Origin of the sequence: Paenibacillus sp. RS8, assembly GCF_041956825.1 — a bacterium.
In the GTDB taxonomy this organism is placed as follows: domain Bacteria; phylum Bacillota; class Bacilli; order Paenibacillales; family Paenibacillaceae; genus Paenibacillus_AQ.
This window is the reverse complement of the sequence record NZ_CP168131.1, coordinates 5,447,652-5,468,186: the sequence shown is the minus strand read 5'-3', so window position 1 is coordinate 5,468,186 and position 20,535 is coordinate 5,447,652. Positions and strand designations below refer to the sequence as shown.

19 protein-coding genes are annotated in these 20,535 nt (G+C 43.4%); 9 read left to right on the top strand and 10 right to left on the bottom strand.

The window, feature by feature from the left end; genetic code table 11:
* Positions 1-2: 2 nt before the first annotated feature.
* Complete coding sequence (locus ACDZ28_RS25845; RefSeq protein WP_375103126.1) at positions 3-2,309, top strand: thiamine pyrophosphate-dependent enzyme; 2,307 nt, start codon at positions 3-5, stop codon at positions 2,307-2,309.
* 77 nt (positions 2,310-2,386) lie between these two features.
* Positions 2,387-3,091, top strand: coding sequence for a hypothetical protein (locus ACDZ28_RS25840; protein WP_076118791.1), 705 nt, complete (start codon positions 2,387-2,389; stop codon positions 3,089-3,091).
* Between the two features lie 161 nt (positions 3,092-3,252).
* Here the strand turns inward: ACDZ28_RS25840 and ACDZ28_RS25835 are convergent, their stop codons facing one another.
* From ACDZ28_RS25835 to ACDZ28_RS25810, 6 genes are all read right to left on the bottom strand, one after another.
* Positions 3,253-4,071 carry an ABC transporter permease gene (locus tag ACDZ28_RS25835; RefSeq protein ID WP_375103125.1) on the bottom strand — a complete coding sequence of 273 codons (819 nt, stop codon included), beginning with the start codon at positions 4,069-4,071 and terminating at the stop codon, positions 3,253-3,255.
* Entirely contained in the window at positions 4,068-5,078 is a 1,011-nt protein-coding gene (locus ACDZ28_RS25830) for an ABC transporter ATP-binding protein (protein ID WP_375105418.1), read from the bottom strand. The genes ACDZ28_RS25835 and ACDZ28_RS25830 overlap by 4 nt, the downstream gene beginning before the upstream one ends.
* A gap of 31 nt (positions 5,079-5,109) precedes the next feature.
* Positions 5,110-5,907 (bottom strand): ABC transporter permease, encoded by a 798-nt coding sequence (locus ACDZ28_RS25825; RefSeq protein WP_375103124.1) that lies wholly within the window; start codon positions 5,905-5,907, stop codon positions 5,110-5,112.
* Positions 5,908-5,931: 24 nt separating this feature from the next.
* A complete protein-coding gene (locus ACDZ28_RS25820; RefSeq protein ID WP_375103123.1) occupies positions 5,932-6,969 on the bottom strand; it encodes an ArsR/SmtB family transcription factor in 1,038 nt (345 codons plus the stop codon).
* Positions 6,970-7,157: 188 nt separating this feature from the next.
* Entirely contained in the window at positions 7,158-7,370 is a 213-nt protein-coding gene (locus ACDZ28_RS25815) for a hypothetical protein (protein ID WP_375103122.1), read from the bottom strand.
* A 99-nt stretch (positions 7,371-7,469) separates the two neighbouring features.
* Positions 7,470-7,982, bottom strand: a complete 513-nt coding sequence (locus ACDZ28_RS25810) for a molybdenum cofactor biosynthesis protein B (RefSeq protein WP_375103121.1) — start codon at positions 7,980-7,982, stop codon at positions 7,470-7,472.
* 172 nt (positions 7,983-8,154) lie between these two features.
* On the opposite strand from ACDZ28_RS25810, the gene ACDZ28_RS25805 reads away from it, so the two are divergent.
* The 3 genes from ACDZ28_RS25805 to ACDZ28_RS25795 all read left to right on the top strand — a co-directional run bounded on the left by ACDZ28_RS25805 (position 8,155) and on the right by ACDZ28_RS25795 (position 10,326).
* The gene (locus ACDZ28_RS25805) at positions 8,155-9,180 is read left to right on the top strand and encodes a CobW family GTP-binding protein (protein ID WP_375103120.1); all 1,026 of its coding nucleotides are present in this window, start codon (positions 8,155-8,157) and stop codon (positions 9,178-9,180) included.
* A gap of 94 nt (positions 9,181-9,274) precedes the next feature.
* The gene (locus ACDZ28_RS25800) at positions 9,275-9,622 is read left to right on the top strand and encodes a four-helix bundle copper-binding protein (RefSeq protein WP_042128424.1); all 348 of its coding nucleotides are present in this window, start codon (positions 9,275-9,277) and stop codon (positions 9,620-9,622) included.
* A gap of 239 nt (positions 9,623-9,861) precedes the next feature.
* Complete coding sequence (locus ACDZ28_RS25795) at positions 9,862-10,326, top strand: hypothetical protein (RefSeq protein WP_042128422.1); 465 nt, start codon at positions 9,862-9,864, stop codon at positions 10,324-10,326.
* On the opposite strand, the gene ACDZ28_RS25790 is transcribed toward ACDZ28_RS25795, so the two are convergent.
* The 3 genes from ACDZ28_RS25790 to ACDZ28_RS25780 all read right to left on the bottom strand — a co-directional run bounded on the left by ACDZ28_RS25790 (position 10,303) and on the right by ACDZ28_RS25780 (position 15,547).
* Positions 10,303-11,556 (bottom strand): winged helix-turn-helix domain-containing protein, encoded by a 1,254-nt coding sequence (locus ACDZ28_RS25790; protein WP_375103119.1) that lies wholly within the window; start codon positions 11,554-11,556, stop codon positions 10,303-10,305. The genes ACDZ28_RS25795 and ACDZ28_RS25790 overlap by 24 nt on opposite strands.
* 107 nt (positions 11,557-11,663) lie before the next feature.
* Positions 11,664-13,751, bottom strand: a complete 2,088-nt coding sequence (locus ACDZ28_RS25785) for an ABC transporter ATP-binding protein (RefSeq protein ID WP_375103118.1) — start codon at positions 13,749-13,751, stop codon at positions 11,664-11,666.
* Between the two features lie 47 nt (positions 13,752-13,798).
* Positions 13,799-15,547, bottom strand: coding sequence for an ABC transporter ATP-binding protein (locus ACDZ28_RS25780; RefSeq protein ID WP_042128416.1), 1,749 nt, complete (start codon positions 15,545-15,547; stop codon positions 13,799-13,801).
* Positions 15,548-16,094: 547 nt separating this feature from the next.
* Between ACDZ28_RS25780 and ACDZ28_RS25775 the strand changes: the two genes are divergently transcribed.
* Positions 16,095-16,412 carry a HesB/YadR/YfhF family protein gene (locus tag ACDZ28_RS25775; RefSeq protein WP_042128414.1) on the top strand — a complete coding sequence of 106 codons (318 nt, stop codon included), beginning with the start codon at positions 16,095-16,097 and terminating at the stop codon, positions 16,410-16,412.
* Positions 16,413-16,488: 76 nt separating this feature from the next.
* On the opposite strand, the gene ACDZ28_RS25770 is transcribed toward ACDZ28_RS25775, so the two are convergent.
* On the bottom strand, positions 16,489-17,004 hold the full coding sequence (locus ACDZ28_RS25770; RefSeq protein WP_042128412.1) for a hypothetical protein: 516 nt from the start codon (positions 17,002-17,004) through the stop codon (positions 16,489-16,491).
* Between the two features lie 125 nt (positions 17,005-17,129).
* Here ACDZ28_RS25770 and ACDZ28_RS25765 point away from each other — a divergent pair, with 125 nt between their 5' ends.
* The 3 genes from ACDZ28_RS25765 (at position 17,130) to ACDZ28_RS25755 (ending at position 20,462) form a co-directional block, all read left to right on the top strand.
* Positions 17,130-18,878: an ABC transporter ATP-binding protein gene (locus ACDZ28_RS25765; protein ID WP_375103117.1), complete on the top strand. Its 1,749-nt coding sequence runs from the start codon at positions 17,130-17,132 to the stop codon at positions 18,876-18,878.
* A 134-nt stretch (positions 18,879-19,012) separates the two neighbouring features.
* A complete protein-coding gene (locus ACDZ28_RS25760) occupies positions 19,013-19,531 on the top strand; it encodes a sigma-70 family RNA polymerase sigma factor (protein WP_042132244.1) in 519 nt (172 codons plus the stop codon).
* Complete coding sequence (locus ACDZ28_RS25755; protein WP_375103116.1) at positions 19,524-20,462, top strand: DUF4179 domain-containing protein; 939 nt, start codon at positions 19,524-19,526, stop codon at positions 20,460-20,462. Before ACDZ28_RS25760 ends, ACDZ28_RS25755 begins: the two co-directional genes overlap by 8 nt.
* The last annotated feature ends 73 nt before the right edge of the window (positions 20,463-20,535 follow it).

The following is a 20,535-nucleotide window of genomic DNA, read 5'->3' as shown; positions in this document are numbered from 1 at the left end:
ACGTGGCTATAGATTATGAAAAAGAAGTAGGCTCAAAGAAAGTAGAGCAGAAATTCCTATATGAATCCGGCAATGAAATGGCGGCTTATGCTGCCCATCAAATAAATTATCATGTCATGGGTTATTTTCCGATCTCCCCATCGACAGAAGTGGCTCAATTTCTAGATACGATGAAAGCGAACGGTCAGCATGATATTATGCTCATTCCATCAGATGGTGAACATAGCTCTGCAGGAATCTGTTATGGAGCTTCGACGGCTGGTGGACGTGTATTTAATGCAACCAGCGCCCAAGGCTATATGTTCATGCTAGAGCAATTGCCGGTACAAGCTGGTACTCGGATGCCTATGGTTATGAATTTGATCTGCCGCTCGATTTCCGGTCCGCTTAATATTCACGGTGACCATTCTGATTTGTATTTTGCGCTAAATACGGGCTGGCCGATTCTAATGTGCCGTGATCCACAATCCGTTTATGATATGAACCTGATGGCATTAAAGCTAGCTGAGCACGCCAAAGTGAGACTTCCAGTAATGGTAGCATCAGACGGATATTTTACTTCTCACCAGAAACGCCGCGTACAAGCATTTACTCACCGTGAGGATGTTCACAAATTTGTCGGACCACAACCTCCGGCAGGCTTTACGGATACACTGGACCGCAATAATCCGGTTACCGTAGGTCCTTACATGAACGAACCTGATTATATCAACAACCGTTATCAGCAGTCGGTAGCGATGTACAATGCGGGTGAAGTCTTCGAAGAAATTGCTAAAGAATTCGCTGAATTGACCGGACGCCACTATCCAATGATCGAAGAGTATCGGATGGAAGATGCAGAAGTAGCGGTATTCTTGATGAACTCAGCGTCAGAGATCATTAAAGATGTGGTAGATCAGCTTCGTTTGCAAGGGATCAAAGCAGGTGCAATTTCACCGAATATGATTCGACCTTTCCCGCAGAAGCAAATGGCTGAAGCGCTGAAGCATGTTAAGGCAATCACTGTAGGAGATCGCGCGGATTCGGTTGGCGGTCACGGCGGTAATATGGTAAATGAAATCAAGGCAGCTTTGTTCACCTACGGTAACACTACTACAAAGGTTATTAGCCGTATTTACGGGTTGGGCGGTAAGGACTTCTATGCAGAAGATGGTCATGCGTTCTTCCAATTGGCATTAGATGCCGTTGCAGCAGACCGTGTTGAAGTTCCGTTTGACTACTATGGTCACAATCCAGGTACTCCGGACAAAGCGCCACAGCGTCTATTGAAGCCGATGAATTTTGATTCACTGAAGACAGGATTAATTACGGTAAAACAAGATGAATCAACAGGAAAATTAAGTGTGCGGATACCCCCACTGCGGAGCTTGACGAAGAAACCTAAGCGGCTGGCACCAGGTCATGGCGCATGTCCGGGCTGTGGGATTTTCTCAGGTCTGGAGACGTTCTTCAAAGGCATTGAAGGGGATATCGTAGCGCTTTATCACACGGGTTGTGCGATGGTAACGACTACGGGCTATCCATATTCTTCTCATAAATCTACCTTTATTCATAACCTGTTCCAAAATGGTGCAGCTACCTTATCCGGTGTCGTAGAAATGTTCTGGGAACGCAAACGCCGTGGTGAATTGGACGGACTGGGGCTTCAAGACGACTTTACCTTTGTAATGGTAACTGGTGATGGCGGTATGGACATCGGAATGGGGCCGGCGATTGGGGCTGCACTACGCGGTCACAAAATGATTATCGTAGAGTACGATAACGAAGGTTACATGAACACAGGTGCTCAGCAGTCCTATTCCACACCACTGGGTCACCGTACCTCTACATCCAGCATAGGTAAGAATCAGCAAGGTAAAGTTACACAGCATAAGGATACTGCACAAATCATGGCAGCTACTAACATTCCATATGTCTTTACAGGTTCTGAAGCTTACCCGCAGGATCTTGTGAAGAAAGCAGCAAAAGCACAATGGTACGCTCAGAACGAAGGACTTGTGTACGGCAAAATATTGATCGCATGCCCGCTGAACTGGATGTCTGAAGATAAAGAAGGCACCAACATCGTTTCGTTGGCTGTTGAATCTTGCTTCTTCCCTCTATATGAAGTGGAGCACGGTTCTACGAATATTACGTACAATCCAGAGGATAAAGGCAAACGCGTTGAGCTCTCTGCTTGGTTGAAGACAATGGGTAAAACCCGTCATTTACTGAAGCCTGAGAATGAACCAGCTTTACGCAGCTTTGAGGCAGAAGTGGAGCGTCGCTGGAATCGTCTGAAAGCAAAACATGAGCATCCTGATTTGTAAGATATAATGATAAATAACCCGGCAGATTCGTCTGCCGGGTTATTTGTATATAATGGTAGTAGGGAGGGATGATTCTATTGAGCTGGATTCTATGGATATGCTTTTTTGTTTCATTACTATTGTCTTATGTTGATCAGCGAAAGACATTGAAGCTAAAAGACTGGATGATCATAATAGGGGCGTTTTTACTTTGTGAGTTCTACGTCAATTTATTTGGGTTACTGATTCCTGTAGGTTTTATCATTGGATTGATTGTTATGAATAAAAAGAAAACATTTCTTTACTCAAAAGCCCTACTATTTGGTTTGATTAGTGTCTGTGTTATTTTTTATGGCCCTAAGATTAGTTTGAATGAAATCCATGAGCTAACGAAGGCTAATAAATATACTGAGCAATTTAATAAGATTAAATCCGTCTCACAATTTTCCGTCGAATCAGATATTAATGATGTACTCTCAACGTCAGCAAATCATTTAAAAGATAAAAATCCAAACTCAGAAATTCCTGTAGACGACCCTCATGTAGCCTTCAGTATATGGGTTCTCCAGCATAGAAATGTAGCTCTTAAAGATTTAGATTGGTTATGGTATAAAGCTCCTTTAGAATTACATTATTATTGGCAAATTAATCGTCCCGATCCATTGGTTACTCTTGAATATGTTGTTTTTAATGAGGTTGGATACATGGGTGTTTTTGAAAGAGAGAATACGACTAGTCCTTACTATTTACGTAAGATTTTTGAGTTTGATCGGTTGAAAACAAATAACCCACAAATCCCTTGATCATATAAAAATGGAGGTTTTTCACTAAATTACGTCTAATGAATGGATATTTGCGCTTACAAAGTGGTTATCGAACTCCAGAGCACTTAGTTATTAGCATGGAAAACAACAAAAAAGGCTGTGAGATTGGAATAATCCATACTCTCCTGTCACTTGATAGGTTAGAACAAATTCCAGTTCCCTTTAACCCTAGCATGTTGTTCTGCCCTAAGCAAAAGATAGCGGGTACAAATAACAAGCCCTACACTACCCACAATTAATGCTCCTAAAGCCAACCACCAGGTGAACCCTATATTATCGTACAAAGCTCCCCGCACGAGAACTAGGCTATAGGTAACCGGAAAGAGAAGTGATAGACCGGTCGCCCATATTGGAAATACCGCTGGAGGAATCCGAACCCCGCCGAACAACTCCATAGGCGCTTGAAAGATGTAATATAACAGACCCGAATCTCGTGAAAATAGCGATATCGCACAGAGCAAAGCTCCCCAAATGACCGCAGAAATCATAATCAATGCTAATATAGGCAGTAAGACCCCCCAGTGAATAGAAGATACATCCGTTATAAAAAGGAAGGTTAGGCAGGAGAAGGCTGCGAACATCCATATACCGTGAAAAAGAGAGTATAAGGAACGCCCGTACAGAAATGCCATTTTTGAAGCAGGCGTTAAGAATATCATCTCCAATGTGCCGCCTTTGCGTTCCTGTTCGAATAGCCAGGCTGCCTGAACAACCGTCCAAAATAATTGGAAGACGAGATAACCACTAAGCAGAAATAACGGAATTCGCCCATCTGGAATTACCCTGGAGAGCGTGGAGCCTGCTCCGTTTCTAAAAGGCTGCATCGTAAAGTAGGAGGTCAGAAAGGTAAGCGCCGGCCAGAGAAGGAGTGAAAAAAATACTGCATGCCCCTTAACTCGGTTTCGATGCTGCTTCGTGACCTCGGCGCTAAGAGTTAGCCATAAACTGCTTAAGTTCATGAGACCCTTCCTTCCGAAAGAAGGATGATAGCATCTTCCAATGTAGGCTTCTCAGTAGCGAATCCAGTAATGCTTAATCCGTGCTCAGTAGTCCAAGGTAATAGTTCAGTAATCATGCGATCTGCGGAGGGTGTCATTACTGAGATTCGATGTGGCTCATCTGAACGTAGAGCTATTATTCCTTCACCTTCAGCTTTGATAAGCTCTGCAGGGTGTACAAGCGTTCTTAGATGCTTCAAAAGCTTGGGACGTAGTGATTCACTCCAACCCGTTACATCCAAATGTGCAGTTTGTGAACCAGCGACTTGACGGACAATATGTTCCGGTTTGTCACAGAGCAGCAATTCTCCACGATTTAGTACATAGACACGGTCACACAGCTCTTCGACCTCCTGCAAATAATGGCTGGTGAGTAGGATGCCTTTACCACTGTCAGATGCAAGTTTCCTCACAGTACTGCGAAGCTGCCTAGCGATTGGTGCATCTAGACCGAGTGTAGGCTCATCAAGGAATAAATATTGTGGATCATTAATAAGTCCTCTGGCGATTTGCAGACGTTGTTTCATCCCTTTAGAATATTGCTCAACGGGCTGGTCAGCCGCTTCAGTTAGTCCAACTTCTTCTAGTAAACGATTCGATTCTCGTTCGATGTGAGAGGTGCTCATCCCATATAGTTTTCCGAAGTACTGTAAATTTTCTCTACCGGTGAGCCGCCAATATAACATTCGTTCCCCGCCAGCAATCATATTTACTTTTTGTTGAATTGCTTGTCTATTCTTCGTCATGACCATTCCATCTACTTCTATATTTCCTGAAGTCGGTTCAAGTAGAGTAGAGAGCATGCGGATCGTAGTGGTTTTTCCAGCACCATTTAGGCCAAGAAGACCCACAATTTCTCCAGGGACAATATTCAGAGACAGAGATTTTACTGCGGAGACGGATCTCTTCTCGGAACGGAACCAGCCTTGTCTATGCTTCGTTTCATAAATTTTAGTGACCTCATTCATAGTAATCACTTTGGTTTCACTCCTTCTCATACTAGAATCGTTCGAATAAGCCCCGTTCAACGCGATGATTCGTCCATAGTCCAATGGTTATGTACAGAATGCTTAACAATAAAATCGGGTAAATATCATGAAGTCGGTTCAATTCTCCAGTAAGCAACGTCCCCCGGAGGAGTTGAAGCGCATGGGTCAGCGGGAATATTTCACCTACAGTCTGTAATATCTCAGGTAAATACTGCCTTGGAAATTGAAATCCGCATAACAGAGCGGTAATCGTAAATAACGTATTTTGCACAATGAATGTGTCTCGTGTATAGAGCATTATGCTTCCTAGTACTAGAGCCATGGCAAAACAAGATAGTAAATATAGTAAACTTGCCAAGAGGATAGAAAACACATGTACAGAAGGTAAATGTAATCCGGCTAGAAGACCGAACGAGAGGACCACCAGCAACTCGAACCCACTCCGATATAACTGCTGAACTGCATTCCCTAGAAAATAACCGCTCCGACTAGAAGGGGAGAGTAGGAGTGCCTCTAGTGTTCCTTCCCGCCATTCGGTAATGAGCGCTCTTGATACATTCATCATCATGCTGACGGAAAAGATACTGAGTAAACCACCAATGATTACGAAGGTTAAATAGTCATTACTGCCAGCGTAGATTGCGAATTTTGAATCGACATCTCCTTTAATTAAGTAGACATATGAAAAATATGAGATTAGTACGAGATAGGCCCCTTCAATGATGTGTCCGAATGTAAAGGTCCAGGGAAAGGCTCTAAGATTGGCCTTTTGGTTCCTTTTTAGGGTTGCGATAGCGGTATGCCACAAACGAATCTACTCCTTTCAAATATATCATTGTTCCAGATATTGCCTTTGCAGAACGATTAGACTATCAAAGGATTCTTTATGGACTGAATAGAATAAATAGTTTCCCTTACGCTCAGACTTGGTGAATCCAGCTTCAGTAAGCTGCTTTAATTGTTTGGATACTGCAGCCTCAGAGATCCCCAATACTGGCGCAAGCTGTTTCGTACAATGAGGACCTTTCCACAGAATCTTCAAAATACGCATTCGTGTATCATCACTTAAGGCTTTGAGTTGACGCAATAGGTCGCTTGGCGGACCGTCATTATACACTTGACCTGGAATATCGACGGCTAGAGGTAAGAATAAAGTATCCTCATTCCAGCCAATAAGCAGGTGTGGGAATATAAATGAAGAAGGAAACACAAACACCTGCTGCAAAGTTTCATAAGGAAAATAATAAGTGTGTGCTTTTTGTGCGGTTAGTGTCCCATTCTCAGCTGAGAGGCGAGGGTGCAGCGTACGTAATGCTTTTTCCGGAGTGCGACTGGCTGAATCTTGAAAATGAGCGGCAGTGGTATTCATCCAAGGCTGGATATAGTCCCATTCCTGACGAAAATAATCTTGTTCATAAGTAATTAATGTTTCAATCAGTAGCTTTCGTACACTGCCTAGATTCTCGATCAAAATCTGCATAGGTGCATTGATTAAAGCTCCGGAATTACTGCTAGCCGAACCACACAGGGCTTCCACAATCGTACTTAATGTGACTTTTTGGTTCATCATTAGATACACAAATTCCGCATCTGGAAGTTTACACAGCATAGTGATCCCTTGGTTGCATGAAATGGGGGCACCTGTTTGATCTGGAAGATCTAAGAGTGCGATCCAGCCGTCAGATAACTCTCCTAAGGATAGGATGTTCTCTTGGAGTGCGATAGGCATTGTTTTCTTGAGAGATCGCGCCCACTGCAATCGTTTCGAATGGTGCTCCGGTTGATACAAGACATGCAGACTGCATAATAATTCGTGAAAAGGGCTAACAATCGTTTTAATTTTTCGATTTAATGTTGGGAGTGAGCTCATCTCGTTCCTTTCCGATTAACCGTTTGGTTAATCAAAAACCACTTTCGCGTAAAGTGTTCAAAATTATAGGGGCAATGGTCGATATTGTCAAATATTTTCTGCAAAAAAAAGCGAGAGAAGACCCATTGCATTTAGCACGGGGCTGTCTCTCACTTATTGGGGACTTTTAATAGAGTTGTGAAGTAGAGTTATCTTCCGCCTCTAGGCATCATGTTATTATCGCAAAAAACATCTTTAACAGAATAAGTGTAGCAATGGCGAGGCACGGGTACACAGTGGTGACGTCTTACGATCTCAACAGGATGAATCACATTTACTACTTGTGGGTGGAAGTGATCTTGATAAATGACCTTAGGTGGGTCAGTAACGGTTTGGGCCGGGCATTTTGGACAATCAGACATTTCCTTCAGCTCCTTTTGTGTGTGGACTTACCGTATTATACGCACAGAACAAAAGCCTGCTTGGTTGTTTGTCTATTGCATTTAAAAATGGGTATTAGCTTAACGCTTGTAAATTTCACGCATGACATGGCGAAGTTCCGGGATAATTAACCGTTCCATAGCCAGCTTTACGGCTCCAGTAGAGCCAGGCATCGAGAAGATTGCAGTCTTTCCCATGGTGCCGGCAATGGCTCGACTAAGAATGGCAGCTGAACCGATGTCCTCTGTAAAGCTCAGCATCCGGAAAATCTCACCGAAGCCAGGTAATGTTTTATCTAGCAAAGAGGCAACAGCTTCATAGGTCGTATCCCGTGGAGAAATCCCTGTTCCACCAGTCAGGAGTACGGCTTCTATTCCGGCATGGTCGACACATTTATACAATAGCTCACGAATATCCTGATAATTGTCTTTTGTAATGGTGCTGCCTATCACTTCATACCCGGCTTCTACGAGCAAAGATTTAATCAAAGCTCCTCCGGTATCTGTTTCGGTAGTCCTGGTGTCCGAGACAGTAATGATATAGCAGGAAACGGTTTGTGGCGCTTCTTTCCGATGTTCTTCAACAGATGACAAATGGCTCAACTCCTAAATTAGAGATGAATTCATGATAGGGTATGGCTGAAATAAAGACAAGCTGACTTAGACTTACAAAAAGCACCTGGAATTTTCGGTACCGCTTGCGTGCTTCGCGCGCATGTAGTACACTCGCTACACATAACTGTAATTTGCTGGGGAGCGATGAAACATGGAACAGGTCGTACCTGTGTATATATTGTCAGGATTTCTGGGAAGCGGCAAAACAACACTGCTGCAGCGTCTACTAGATCATTGGAAAAATCAAGGTTTACGTCCTGCAGTAGTGATGAATGAACTGGGTGAAGTGAATTTGGATGGATTGCTAGTTGAGCAAACTGTCCCTATGGCAGAACTGCTTGGTGGATGCATATGCTGTTCTATCCGAAGTGATCTTAGTACAGAGCTGGCTACTCTGATCAAGAAGGAGTCTCCAGATGTCGTAGTGATTGAGGCAACAGGCGCCGCGAATCCGCTGGAAATTGTGGATGGCGTAACCGAGATTTCGTTATATCAAAAAGTAGAGCTGAAAAGCTTGATCACCGTCGTTGACGCCGCGCATCTTCTTGAACTGTATCGCGCGCAGCAGGGGCAAACGTATCGTTTGATGCAGGAGCAGATTCGCTGCGCTTCTGTCTTGTTATTGAATAAAATTGACCGTGTAACCGCTGAAGAGGCGGAGGAGGTTAACGCTGTACTGCGGAAATGGAACGCTTATGCACCTATTTTGCCAACTGTGCGTTGTGAGGTGGATACGGAGGAACTGTTGCGTGTTGCAGGTGGAGTTCTTACAGATGCACAATTGGAAGAGGCTGAGGACGCGAGTGTAAGCTCATCACATCATGAAGATGAACACACTACTAGTGGCACACATGCTACTCACGATCATGTTATGGCGTACACACATTATTTTAAACGTCCAGTAAACAGTGAGGAATTCGAACAGTTTGTTAAGGAACTGCCGCGTGATGTTTATCGAGCTAAAGGTATTGTGACCTTTAATGACACCTCCAGCCGGTTTCTTTTCCAATATGCCTATCGTGAAGCTGATTTTATGAAAATTACACCACAAGGCGAAGTGCCTGACGTAGCGGTATTTATCGGTGAACACTTCTCATCTAGCGAGCTGCGCACTAGGCTTCTGGAGATGGAGGGACGTAACTTCGTTCGTCCTAGTACAGTTAAGAGAAGCCTATAATCAGATCTCCTTGTCAGAAGTTGTAATGGTTCATTCCTAATCTTGTAGGTTAATAGTATCGCATACCCTATAAAAATACAGGAGGTTTAAGGCTATGACCCGAATTCAATATCAGGAGTGCATTGACGCTTGTTTGGAAAGTATGAATGCCTGTAATTATAGCTATGTCTCAAGCCTAAAAGAATATGATCTTGCTTCTCTGCGTGAAAGCATGCGGTTAGATCGTGAATGTGCGGATATTTGTTCTTATGCCGTACAAGCGATGACTCGCCAAAGTCCGTTTGTAGCCGGAATTCTTCGTCTGTGTGCCGAAATTTGTGAAGCCTGTGCAGATGAAAGCAGCAAGCATATACATACACATTGTCAGGAATGTATTGATGCCTGCCGTAGATGTGCTGAGGCATGCCGTTTGATTAGCGATGCGGTTGAAGTATACGCGTAAGATTGTATACCAAACTAACTATATATAAGCAAATGACCAGACCATTGCTGTGGATGTACAGCATGGTCTGTTTTTCTTTTTAGCACAAGGTTAGATTTATTTTCGTTTCTTGAAGAGGAAATATGTAGGGAACTGGAGAATTAACAGTAGATGTGAAGCGAACATAAACTTCTCCAAATCATATGGATGATATCAGTTTATTATAGCTCTGGCAGACCGTACAGAAGTGGAGGGGAAAGATGAAGCATACACAAGTACCAGAGAGTGAACAATCAAAGGAGTTATTTGCATATTTTGGACTGGCAGTTTATTATGGTCAAGCCCTAGAACAACAGTTGACCAATTTGTTATTGCTCACCAAATTATCTCAAGGCAAAGCGCCCACAGAAGCAGACCTGACGGATCTGTATCAGCGAAAACTCAGCAATTCACTCGGTCAACTCATCAAAGAAATCCAGCATCACTTTCCTTTCTCAGAGCAAGAAACCGCTCAGCTAGAAGAAGTGTGGAAACAGCGTAACCATATTGTTCACGATTATTTCAAGGAACGGATACAAGAAACGTTCACCCCCGCTGGAAGGGCGAAAATGATCGAGGAGTTAAAACGATTCAAAAATAAAGCTAGAAGACTTGAAATCAAATTACAAGGCTATTGCACAGAAATGTTCACGAAACTGGGGTTAGAAGAGGAGAAGTTGTTCTAATAACCCTTCTAATCCGCAGCCCTCTACAACCTCCGGTCTAAATTGAATCTTAGAAGCTCTAACGCAGCGTGAGAGTGCAGATAAAGCTTCGCCTAATGCCGGAAGCATCTCTGGCGTTAGGTGCTCACCCGGTTCCCACCACCAATTCACAATGTTCAATGTTTGGCTCTTCTTATCCATCACCGGTTCAAATCTCCCAATTAAACGATCATTATACAATAAAGGCAGTACATAATAACCATACTCCCGTTCCAAGGCGGGTTTATAGACTTCCCAGCGGTAATGAAATCCGAATAATTGGCGGATTAATTCTCGATCCCATAACAAGTTATCCAGTGGTGCTAATACCGCCGCAAACGAATAATTTGAATGACGCGCATCTTCTTCTGATTCCTGTTGTAATACAGCTTCTAAGGTTGGCGCGTCTATACTACGGATGTAGAGTGGAAGCTTAATTCCCTCAACTAGAACTTCCCTTAGACTGTCGGCTATTAACAGCCTTTGAATCGCTGCAGTACGTTCTTTGCTCTTCAGACCGGAAATCCCTAGCCAGCCGTCTCCGGATTTATTCCATAACAGTCCGATGCTGCCTATTCTTCGCAGCACATACCAATCATGAAATTGTTCATCAGTGGGGTTAGGATCTTCAGTGTTTAAAAGATGATGAGGAAGCAGACGTTCTGTGAAATCGTAATAACGGCGGGTATGAACACGATGATGAACGACTACTTCACCCCAAAAGTACATACTTTCCAACGCAGCCCGAGTTAACCTAGCTGGAGCCCAAGCCCAATCTACCTTGTCCTTACCATCTAGATCCAGAGAGGAGAGAGGCCCGCGCTTCAATAACTCTTCACGAACCTGCGCTACTGTAACCATCACAGGTTCATTTGCCTGATGGTACGAGGCTGATGCATCTCTTCTGCGTTTAAAATAAGGCCAGTCCTCTGTACAATAAATGGACATGTTCTTGTCCCAGCCATCTAATAATAGTCTGTCCTGATACAGAAGCTCCTGGGCTTGTTCGGGTGTGAACCCGGGAACTCGTGCTTGGAGAACAAGCTCATGGTTATGGCCTGCGATGTTAAGTGGATCATATTGAATACAACCTACGTGACGGACATAATCATAAATGCTAAGTTTACCGGCAGGAAGTGCACCTTTAGTTAACTTTTGGTGAGCCAGGAGAAAAAGTCGAGCTTGCTTCTTAGATACTGTGTATGTACGCATCAAATGCCCCCTTGACCTTTATGTATTATTTTTCATTTTACAGAACAAATGTTCTAATATCAAGTATATAAAAACCCTGAATCACTGGATGTGACTCAGGGCATATTTTACATTTTCTCTAACGATGGTTGCAAGCTACCTAATGAAGGTCTTGAGGGTACACCATTATTATTGTCTATACTGTTAGAACCAGCACCTACTTGTAGCTGGTACATTCGGAAGTATCTACCGCCGAGTGCCATTAGCTCATCGTGGCTACCCCGTTCGACGATCTCTCCGTGATGCAGAACAAGAATCTGATCTGCACTGCGAATGGTCGATAGACGGTGTGCGATGATGAATGTGGTGCGACCTTTTTTAAGAACTTCTAGTGCATCTTGAATAACGCTTTCTGTCTCCGTATCGATATTGGAGGTGGCTTCATCAAGAATTAGAATAGCTGGGTCGAAGGAGAGCGCTCTGGCAAAAGAAATTAATTGCCGCTGTCCTGCGGATAAGGTACTCCCTTTTTCAATAACGGGTTCATCAAAACCTTGAGGAAGGTGAGCTAACAATTTATCAGCTCCGACTTCCCGTAAAGCCCGTTCTACCCGTTCGCGTGAGATTCGTTCATCTCCTAGGCTGACATTGGAAGCAATGGTACCAGTGAAGAGGTAAGGGTCTTGAAGAACAATTCCCATGTGATTGCGCAGCCACTGTTTCGGAATATCCGTAACCTTCTGGCCATCAATCGTGATTTCCCCTTTTTGCGGATCATAGAACCGGAATAACAAGTTGATAATCGAGCTTTTACCAGATCCGGTGTGACCTACTAGAGCAACAGTTTCTCCCGGGCGTGCTTCAAAGGAAATATCGCGAAGGACGAAGTCTTTTTTGTAGGCGAAAGATACATTCTTAAACTCCACTTTTCCTTTATAACGCGGCATGGAACCGTCGGTAACATTCTCCCCGGGCTCATCCATAAGTGTAAAGACACGACCCGCAGATACCATAGAAGTGTTGAGGTTTGCGAGCTGATTCACCATACCCGTAATTGGTTGGAACAAACGTCCAAGCACATCGACGAAGGCGTACAGCACACCTAAAGATACAAATGTTGAACCCGTAATACTGCCATGTCCGAAATACCAGAGCACCATCACAAAAGAGAGACTGCGTAGAGAGTTCACCAGGTTGTGGGAGGTAAAGGCATTCAGATTCAACATTTTATTCTGATATTTCAAGTAGTCATCGTTCAGATTCTCAAATTCTTCACCAAGCTGCTTTTGACGGCGGAATATGCGAACAATGGTCATACCTTGAATCGATTCATTAATGATAGCGTTGATCTCACTCAGGCGTGAGCGGATGATCGTATTGTATTTTGTTGCGATTTTACGATAAAGCACGATCCAAAGAATAAGAATCGGGATGATGAACAAGCTGATCAGACCTAGTCGAACGTCAAGCAAGAACAAGGCGATGTATACGCCAGTAATATTAATAATACCGGTACTGAAATTGGAGAGAACCGCAATAAAGAGATCCTTAATCGCCTCGGTATCATTAGTAACACGTGACACTACCTTACCTGCTGGCAGGTTGTCAAAAAAGTAAACCGGAAGTCGCTGAATATGCGCATACACATCGGTTCGCAGCTTTCGGATTACCTGATTCGCCGAAGATTGCAGCCAATAAGTCTTGCCGAATTCGGCAAAGATCGAGATGACTAGGAAGATAGCGTACAAACCGACCAGCTGATAAATTCCTGGAAGCTCAGGTTTGTAAAAATCGAACAGCTCATCTGCTGATAGTTTAACCGCAGGATAGATGGCTTCATCTTCACCCCGCGTGATATGCATTTCACCATTGCTGAACTTTCGCTCACCATCAGGCTGTGTTACAGCTTCATTAATAAAGTAAAAGGTTCTTCCCTCTTGCAGAATGCGAATTTCTTGACCCTTAGCTTCCCCGGGTTCAAAACGGTCTCCGCGTTTGTAATAAGTGTTGTTATACTGAACCGCCTCATCTGGAGACGTAGTACTAAAATAAGGCTTTTCGATGGCCAACATATGATTGTCAATCATGCTTTTGGCGATAAATGGGCCTGCCAGTTCCGCCGCTACCCCGATGGAAAGGAGCAGAAGAGCTGCGATAAAGGTTTTTTTCGCAGTCAATGCGTATTCAAGCAGGCGTTTGCCTGTACTCTTTGTCAACGGTGACACCTCCTAAATGTTTTGCATAATCATAGCTAGTATGTCTTTTAATCATTCGATAAATTATTCTCTACTTGCTGCCGGTCATACTGCTCACGATACCAACCATTCATATCCAGCAGCTCTTGGTGCGTGCCACGTTCCACGATGTGTCCGTTATCCAGTACGACGATTATGTCGGCATGTTGAACAGCTGAGAGGCGGTGCGTAGAGATTAATGTAGTCTTTCCTGCACGCTCTTGTCGGATGTTCTCGATAATCTGAGCTTCGGTACGAGCGTCAACAGCGGATAAGGCATCGTCAAGAATCAGAACATCTGGATTTGCGATAAAGGCTCTGGATAAGGATACACGTTGCTTTTGTCCGCCGGATAAGGATACTCCACGTTCACCCACCAACGTATCTAAACCATCGGATAATGTTCCTAAGTCATTTTGGAAGGCGGCAGCTGTGATAGCTTTCATGATCGTATCGTCATCCGCGTTGTCTAGACCAAATTGAATATTCTGACGTACTGATTTGGAGAAAAGGATCTGCTCTTGAGGAACATAACCCATCCAGCTGTGTAGCTGATCCAATGAAATCTGTTGAATCGGAACTCCAGAGATGAGGATTTCACCATTACCTGTCGGATATTCACGAAGCAGCTGTTTGAGGAGCGTTGATTTACCGCTTCCCGTACGACCGACTACACCTAGTGTTTGCCCTTGGTTCAAGGTCAGACTGACATTGGTTAGATTGTCAATCGTCGATGAGGGATAACGGAATGTCACATCGTTTAGTTCGATTCGGGTAGGATTGGCAACATGAACCGGTTGTGCAGCACTTTGAACATCCGCTTTGGAGTTTAGCGTCTCATCAATACGTTCGAGAGAGGCACCACCACGTTGCATGATGTTAATTAGCTCTCCAATAGCGAACATCGGCCACACAATCATCCCGAGGTACATATTGAAGGAGACAAGATCACCTAGCGTGATCTGATTTCGGAACACAAGATAAATCCCATATGTAAGACCGATAATGTAGCTGAGTCCTACGCAGAACCGAATCGTCGGTTCGAAGAAGGCATCGACACGGGCGACGGCCATGTTCTTGTTGTATACATCTTCTGTAATATCTGAGAAACGTTTCTCATCGAGTCTTTCTTGTACATAAGCACGGATAACTCGCACACCTGAGACAGATTCGAGAACCTGATCATTCATATCCCCGAATGCATCTTGCGCTAAACTGTAGCGATCATGGATAGCCTTACCATAAAAAATCATAGCTATTGCAATTAATGGTAATGGCAATACTGCTGCAAGAGTCAGCTTCCAGCTGACAAGAAAACCCATTGCGAACAATACGACTGTGAGGTAGATCGTAGAATCCACCAGTGTGAGCATCCCAAATCCAACGGTAGCTGAGACAGCTCTGATATCGTTGGTTGCCCGGGCCATCAGGTCGCCGGTTCTATTGCGTTCGAAAAACGATGGGGTCATGGTCATCAAATGATTCATAAATCTCGAGCGCAGCAGGCGCTCTACGAGGTTGGAGCCTCCGAATAATTTGTGCATCCATATGTAGGTAATCCAATAAATGACTAGCAGCAAAAGGAGGATCATGCCGATATATTTGGCTAATGATGCTGTAGTTATCGAACCGCGTACTATGTCGTCAATGGCATTGCCTAGTAGGCGTGGGGGGAGTAATTCAAGAACACCAACACCAATTAGTAAGATCAGGCCAATCAGGTAACGCTTTTTTTCTCGGCGAAAGAACCAGCCAAGATTGCGGAGAACGGAGAACAAGTAAATCCCTTCCTTTCGAGTTGAAGTAATAGCTGTGACGTTGAAAAAAAGCACAAGTGGTTATCTCTACAGCCAAGAAAAAAACGACGGTGCCGTCCTTTAAAGATGACAACCGACAAAAAAGGCATATCATCCGAAAACGGACGATATGCCTGTAATTTACAGCTATCATGCGCACGGTGCTATACAGCACCAGGCATGTGAGAGACCTTCAAAAACTAAAGTTATACGATCAATTACACTCGCAGGGAACTTCAGGATGGTTTCACCACTTGGGCTGCTTCGGTATTCGGTTGATTGGAAATTCCAACAATAGTGATATGATATGGCTGTAACTTCGTAAACACCGCGCTCACCCCTTTCAATGATTTAATAATAACTACTGGTAATAACTAGTAGACCGTTAGTTATGTTCAGAGTTTATCACTCGCTTCGCAAAGTTGTCAAACTAATTTTTGAGGAGCTTGGGAAAACATTAATTGTATAAAGGTATTTGAATATCGATTCATTTTCAGTATGATTAGACTATACAAAGGAGCTGAGAGAGATGAACATGGAAATTAGTCAAGCAGCGGCAGCTTGGTTTAAAAGAGAACTGGATCTTAACAATGGAGACTATATTCGTTTATTTCCCCGTTATAGCTCGGGAGGCGGACTTCACCCTGGCTTCTCACTGGGTATCGCAACAGAGGCGCCTGGACGTCCGGCTATTCAAGTTGAACAAGAGGGTATTGTGTTCTACATGGAGGAGCAGGACTTATGGTATATGGAAGGTTATGGTTTAACTATTGTGTATTCTGAGGCAGAGGATGACATTGAATATAAGTATGAAGCCAAGTCAGTGCCTGATAGTGTACAGATTTAACTGACTTAATTTTGTTTATTAACTAATGATGAAAAGCCCTTGCCAAAAGGCAGGGGCTTTTTCTACGTTGATATAATCAGTGCGAATTGCGGAACGTTTCTTCCTCCATAGCAAAATCAAAATCGTCAATGTCGTATACTTGAACCGGGACTCCACCTTCAATAATGCGTTGAATCAGCTCGAATTGGTCAGTAAGAATAGGAACCTTCTCACGTTGAGAGGACAATAGCAGTTCTGTTTCGATTGGATCGAACGTTTCTCCATAGACTGCGGTATCCATGCTGTTAATGATGGTGATTTTTGATTGTCCACCGAGAAGAATTCCGGAGCTTTTTGCCCAAGGAACGGCCAGACAACGGTTGATTTTTTTAGCATTTAGCGGCTCTTCGAAATAGGCTATGAGCTCACCAATTTTGAGTTTGACATGCTTGTCATCATCTGGACGGTTCATTAACGGATCATCACTGTCCCGCAGCTCGTATAATTCCATTACGGTCGTATAAGGCACTATATATTCTACAGGGCTGCTCGATATGAGAAGCTGGCCGTAAATCGCCATCATGACGGCTTCCGTCACAAATTGTCTAGACATCTTTATCCTCCTGAAGTTCGGGTACTGCTATCGTACTTATGGACTTAAAAATATAAAAACACTGTAGAGCGCAAAAGTCAACTGTACTTAAGCAACTCAGTAAAGAGAAAGGACAGAATATTCCTGTGAAGCAATGGAAATCATATTTTACTTTCGTACGTCCTTACATGAAATTGATTGTGTTTACGCTATTTATAGGTATGATCAAGTTCAGCATTCCATTAACACTGCCAATGATTCTGAAATATGTAGTCGATGACCTGCTGATGAACCCTGCCATGAGCGTAGAGGAGCGGGTATCCCAATTGATGCTTATCCTCGGAGGCGCTTTTGTTCTATTTGTAATCGTGAGAGGACCGGTGGAGTATTACCGTCAGTATTTTGCTCAGCTGATTACAAGCAAGGTATTGTTCGACATGCGGAATAAGCTATACAGTCACTTACAGCGATTATCACTCCGGTATTATCAGAATACAAAAGTGGGCGAAGCGATTTCAAGATTTATAAATGATGTGGAACAGACCAAAAATTTAGTGGAAGTCGGAATGATGAATGTATGGCTGGATTTATTTACGCTAGTGTTTGCGCTTGGTTTTATGTTTTATTTGAATCCAGTGCTGGCGCTAGTATCTATCGCTGTCCTTCCGTTCTACGCCTTTGCGGTAAGCAAACTATATAAACGACTTAAGAAGTTAACCAAAGACCGTTCACAAGCTCTGGCAGGTATTCAAGGCTATCTTCATGAACGGATTCAAGGCATATCGATCATTCGCAGCTTCACCATGGAAAAAGTGGATCAGAAGCAGTTTGAGGATATCAACGGTAACTTTCTCAAAAAAGCGATGGCTCAAACCCGTTGGAATGCGATCACCTTCGCGATTATCAACACACTAACGGATATTGCACCACTGCTAGTCATCGGGTACGGCGGTTATCAAGTGATTCACGGCAATTTGACAGTGGGAACCTTTGTTGCTTTCTTTGGCTATCTTGACCGGATGTATGCGCCGCTGCGGCGATTGATTAATTCTTCGACAGTGCTAACACAAGCTTCAGCTTCTCTTGAACGGGTGCTTGAGCTGCTGGAAGAGCCTTATGATATCGTGGATAAGCCGGGAGCGAGACCGCTGACGAATGCACGAGGTGAAATTGATTTTCATAATGTATGGTTCAAATACAACGAAGAGAATGATTGGGTACTGAAGGATATCGATTTAAGTATCAAACCTGGGCAGACCGTCGCTTTTGTCGGAATGAGTGGTGGTGGGAAGTCCTCTCTCATCAGCTTGATCCCGCGATTCTATGACATCAGCAAGGGTAGCCTTAAGATGGATGGCCAGGATATACAAGATTTGACGCAAGAGAGTTTGCGAAGAACTGTTGGGATGGTGCTTCAAGATAATTTCTTATTTAGCGGATCTGTACGAGATAATATTTTGTTTGGTAATCCTAATGCAACAGAGGAAGAAGTCCTCTCGGCGGCAAAAGCTGCCAATGCGCATGATTTTATTGAGCAGCTGCCGCTAGGCTATGACACAGAAGTGGGAGAACGTGGAGTGAAGCTGTCCGGTGGGCAAAAGCAACGGGTGGCCATAGCAAGGGTGTTTCTAAAAGACCCGAAGGTTCTCATCTTAGACGAAGCTACATCAGCTCTGGATCTGGAATCAGAGCATTTAATTCAACAAGCGCTGCAATCCCTCTCGTCGGAACGGACTACACTAATTGTTGCGCATAGACTGTCTACCATTACACATGCTGATCAGATTGTAGTACTTGAGAACGGTGAAATCACAGAGCGTGGTACACATGAAGAACTGATGGGGATAGATGGGAGTTATGCGAGATTGTTTAACGTACAGCATTTGGATACATGATAAGATATATCATTATAATAAATTACTTAGGTGGTCTTCTCGGGAGAGAGGGCCACTTTTTTTAAACTCTATTGAGTCTTTTTGGATATCACATGCGTCTAAAAAATATAAGCAACATGAAAGGTAGTGAGAACTTGAATACAACAGAGCTGGAGGAAAAGGCGATAGCGGGTGATGAAGACAGCTTTACTGCATTGATAGAGGGGATGCAAGAGCGTCTTTACCGTATGGCATACTCCTATGTGAGGAATAAGGATGATGCGCTAGAGATTGTGCAGGAGACCGTCTATAAAGCGTATATCTCTGTTCATAAACTACAGCAACCTCAATATTTTAAAACTTGGCTGACAAAAATAGCCGTCAATTGTGCCTTAGACTTTATCCGGAAATCTAAAAAAATCGTGTATATGGAGAAAAATCCCGAAGGCAGCTACGCTTCAGAACCCATAGAGGATGTCATTGATCTTCAGGAGGCATTAAGAGTCCTTGATAAAAGATCAAGAATGATTATTGTGATGAGATATTTTGAAGACTTGCCCATAAAAGAAATTGCCGGGGTATTAGACATGCCAGAGAGTTCAGTGAAAACCGTCATCTATCGGGGATTAGGAAAATTAAAAATTAATATGAAGGGGAGTGAGTACTTTGGATAATCAAATGGAACGTTTACAGAAAGCATACAACGATATTGAAATCCCTGAAGAACTATCACAAGCCTCTCGTAAAGGTATTGAAAGAGGAAAACTTCATAAACAACAGAAAAGAGGAATAAAAATGAATGGATTAAAATGGACAGGGTCAGTTGCAGCAGCAGTTATTATTTCTTTTACAGTGGGCGTAAATACGGTGCCAGCCTTCGCTGATAGTATGAATGATGTGCCAGTGCTTGGTAAGCTGGTAAGTGTTTTGAAATTTACGGATGGAAGTGCAGGAGGCGGCACGATTCAGGATGGAGTAGATGTCAATTTCATTTCGTTGAAACATCAGAAGAACAGTGATCAAATGATTTTAAACTTTGCAAATTCGGACAATACACAAGACCTTGCAAGCTCTTATAACGTAAAATTCACTGACAATCCTTATACAATGACCGTAACCGTGAGTGGGGCAAGGAACTTCTCAGCTGTTAAAGATCTTGAGACATTAAAAGAAAGCAAGTATGTTCAAGATGCTTATCCTTTAATTACATTGGATGACTCGATGATACGTTTCAATGTGACCTTCAAAGAGCCAGTTGCTTATGAGGTAAAGGAATATAAGGATCCGGCACAGGTGGCGATTACATTGATGGATAAGAAGGGCGACGTGGGGGAAGGAGCTTCTATCTATTCACTTAGAACGGTCTCAGCGCCTTCTGGCGAGAGTCAAGGCATGGCTGAAGAGATGTTATTCGGGTTAAAAGACGTGCGCGTATTAAAGGATCAGAAGGGATTATTCCTAGTGGAAGCTGGCTATTACAATTCTGAAGCAGAGGCGTTGGCCCAGCTGGAAAAAATACAAACAGAGTATGGTATTAGTGATTTATTGTTTGTAGAAAAACGATCATCTCAGGAAATTCCACAGTCCATTTCTCAGGCTGAATAAAAAGAAAGTAGAGCGGCGATTCTCTCGTAGTGGAGAATCGCTGCTCTACTTTTGTGTTCAATCGTTGATCACC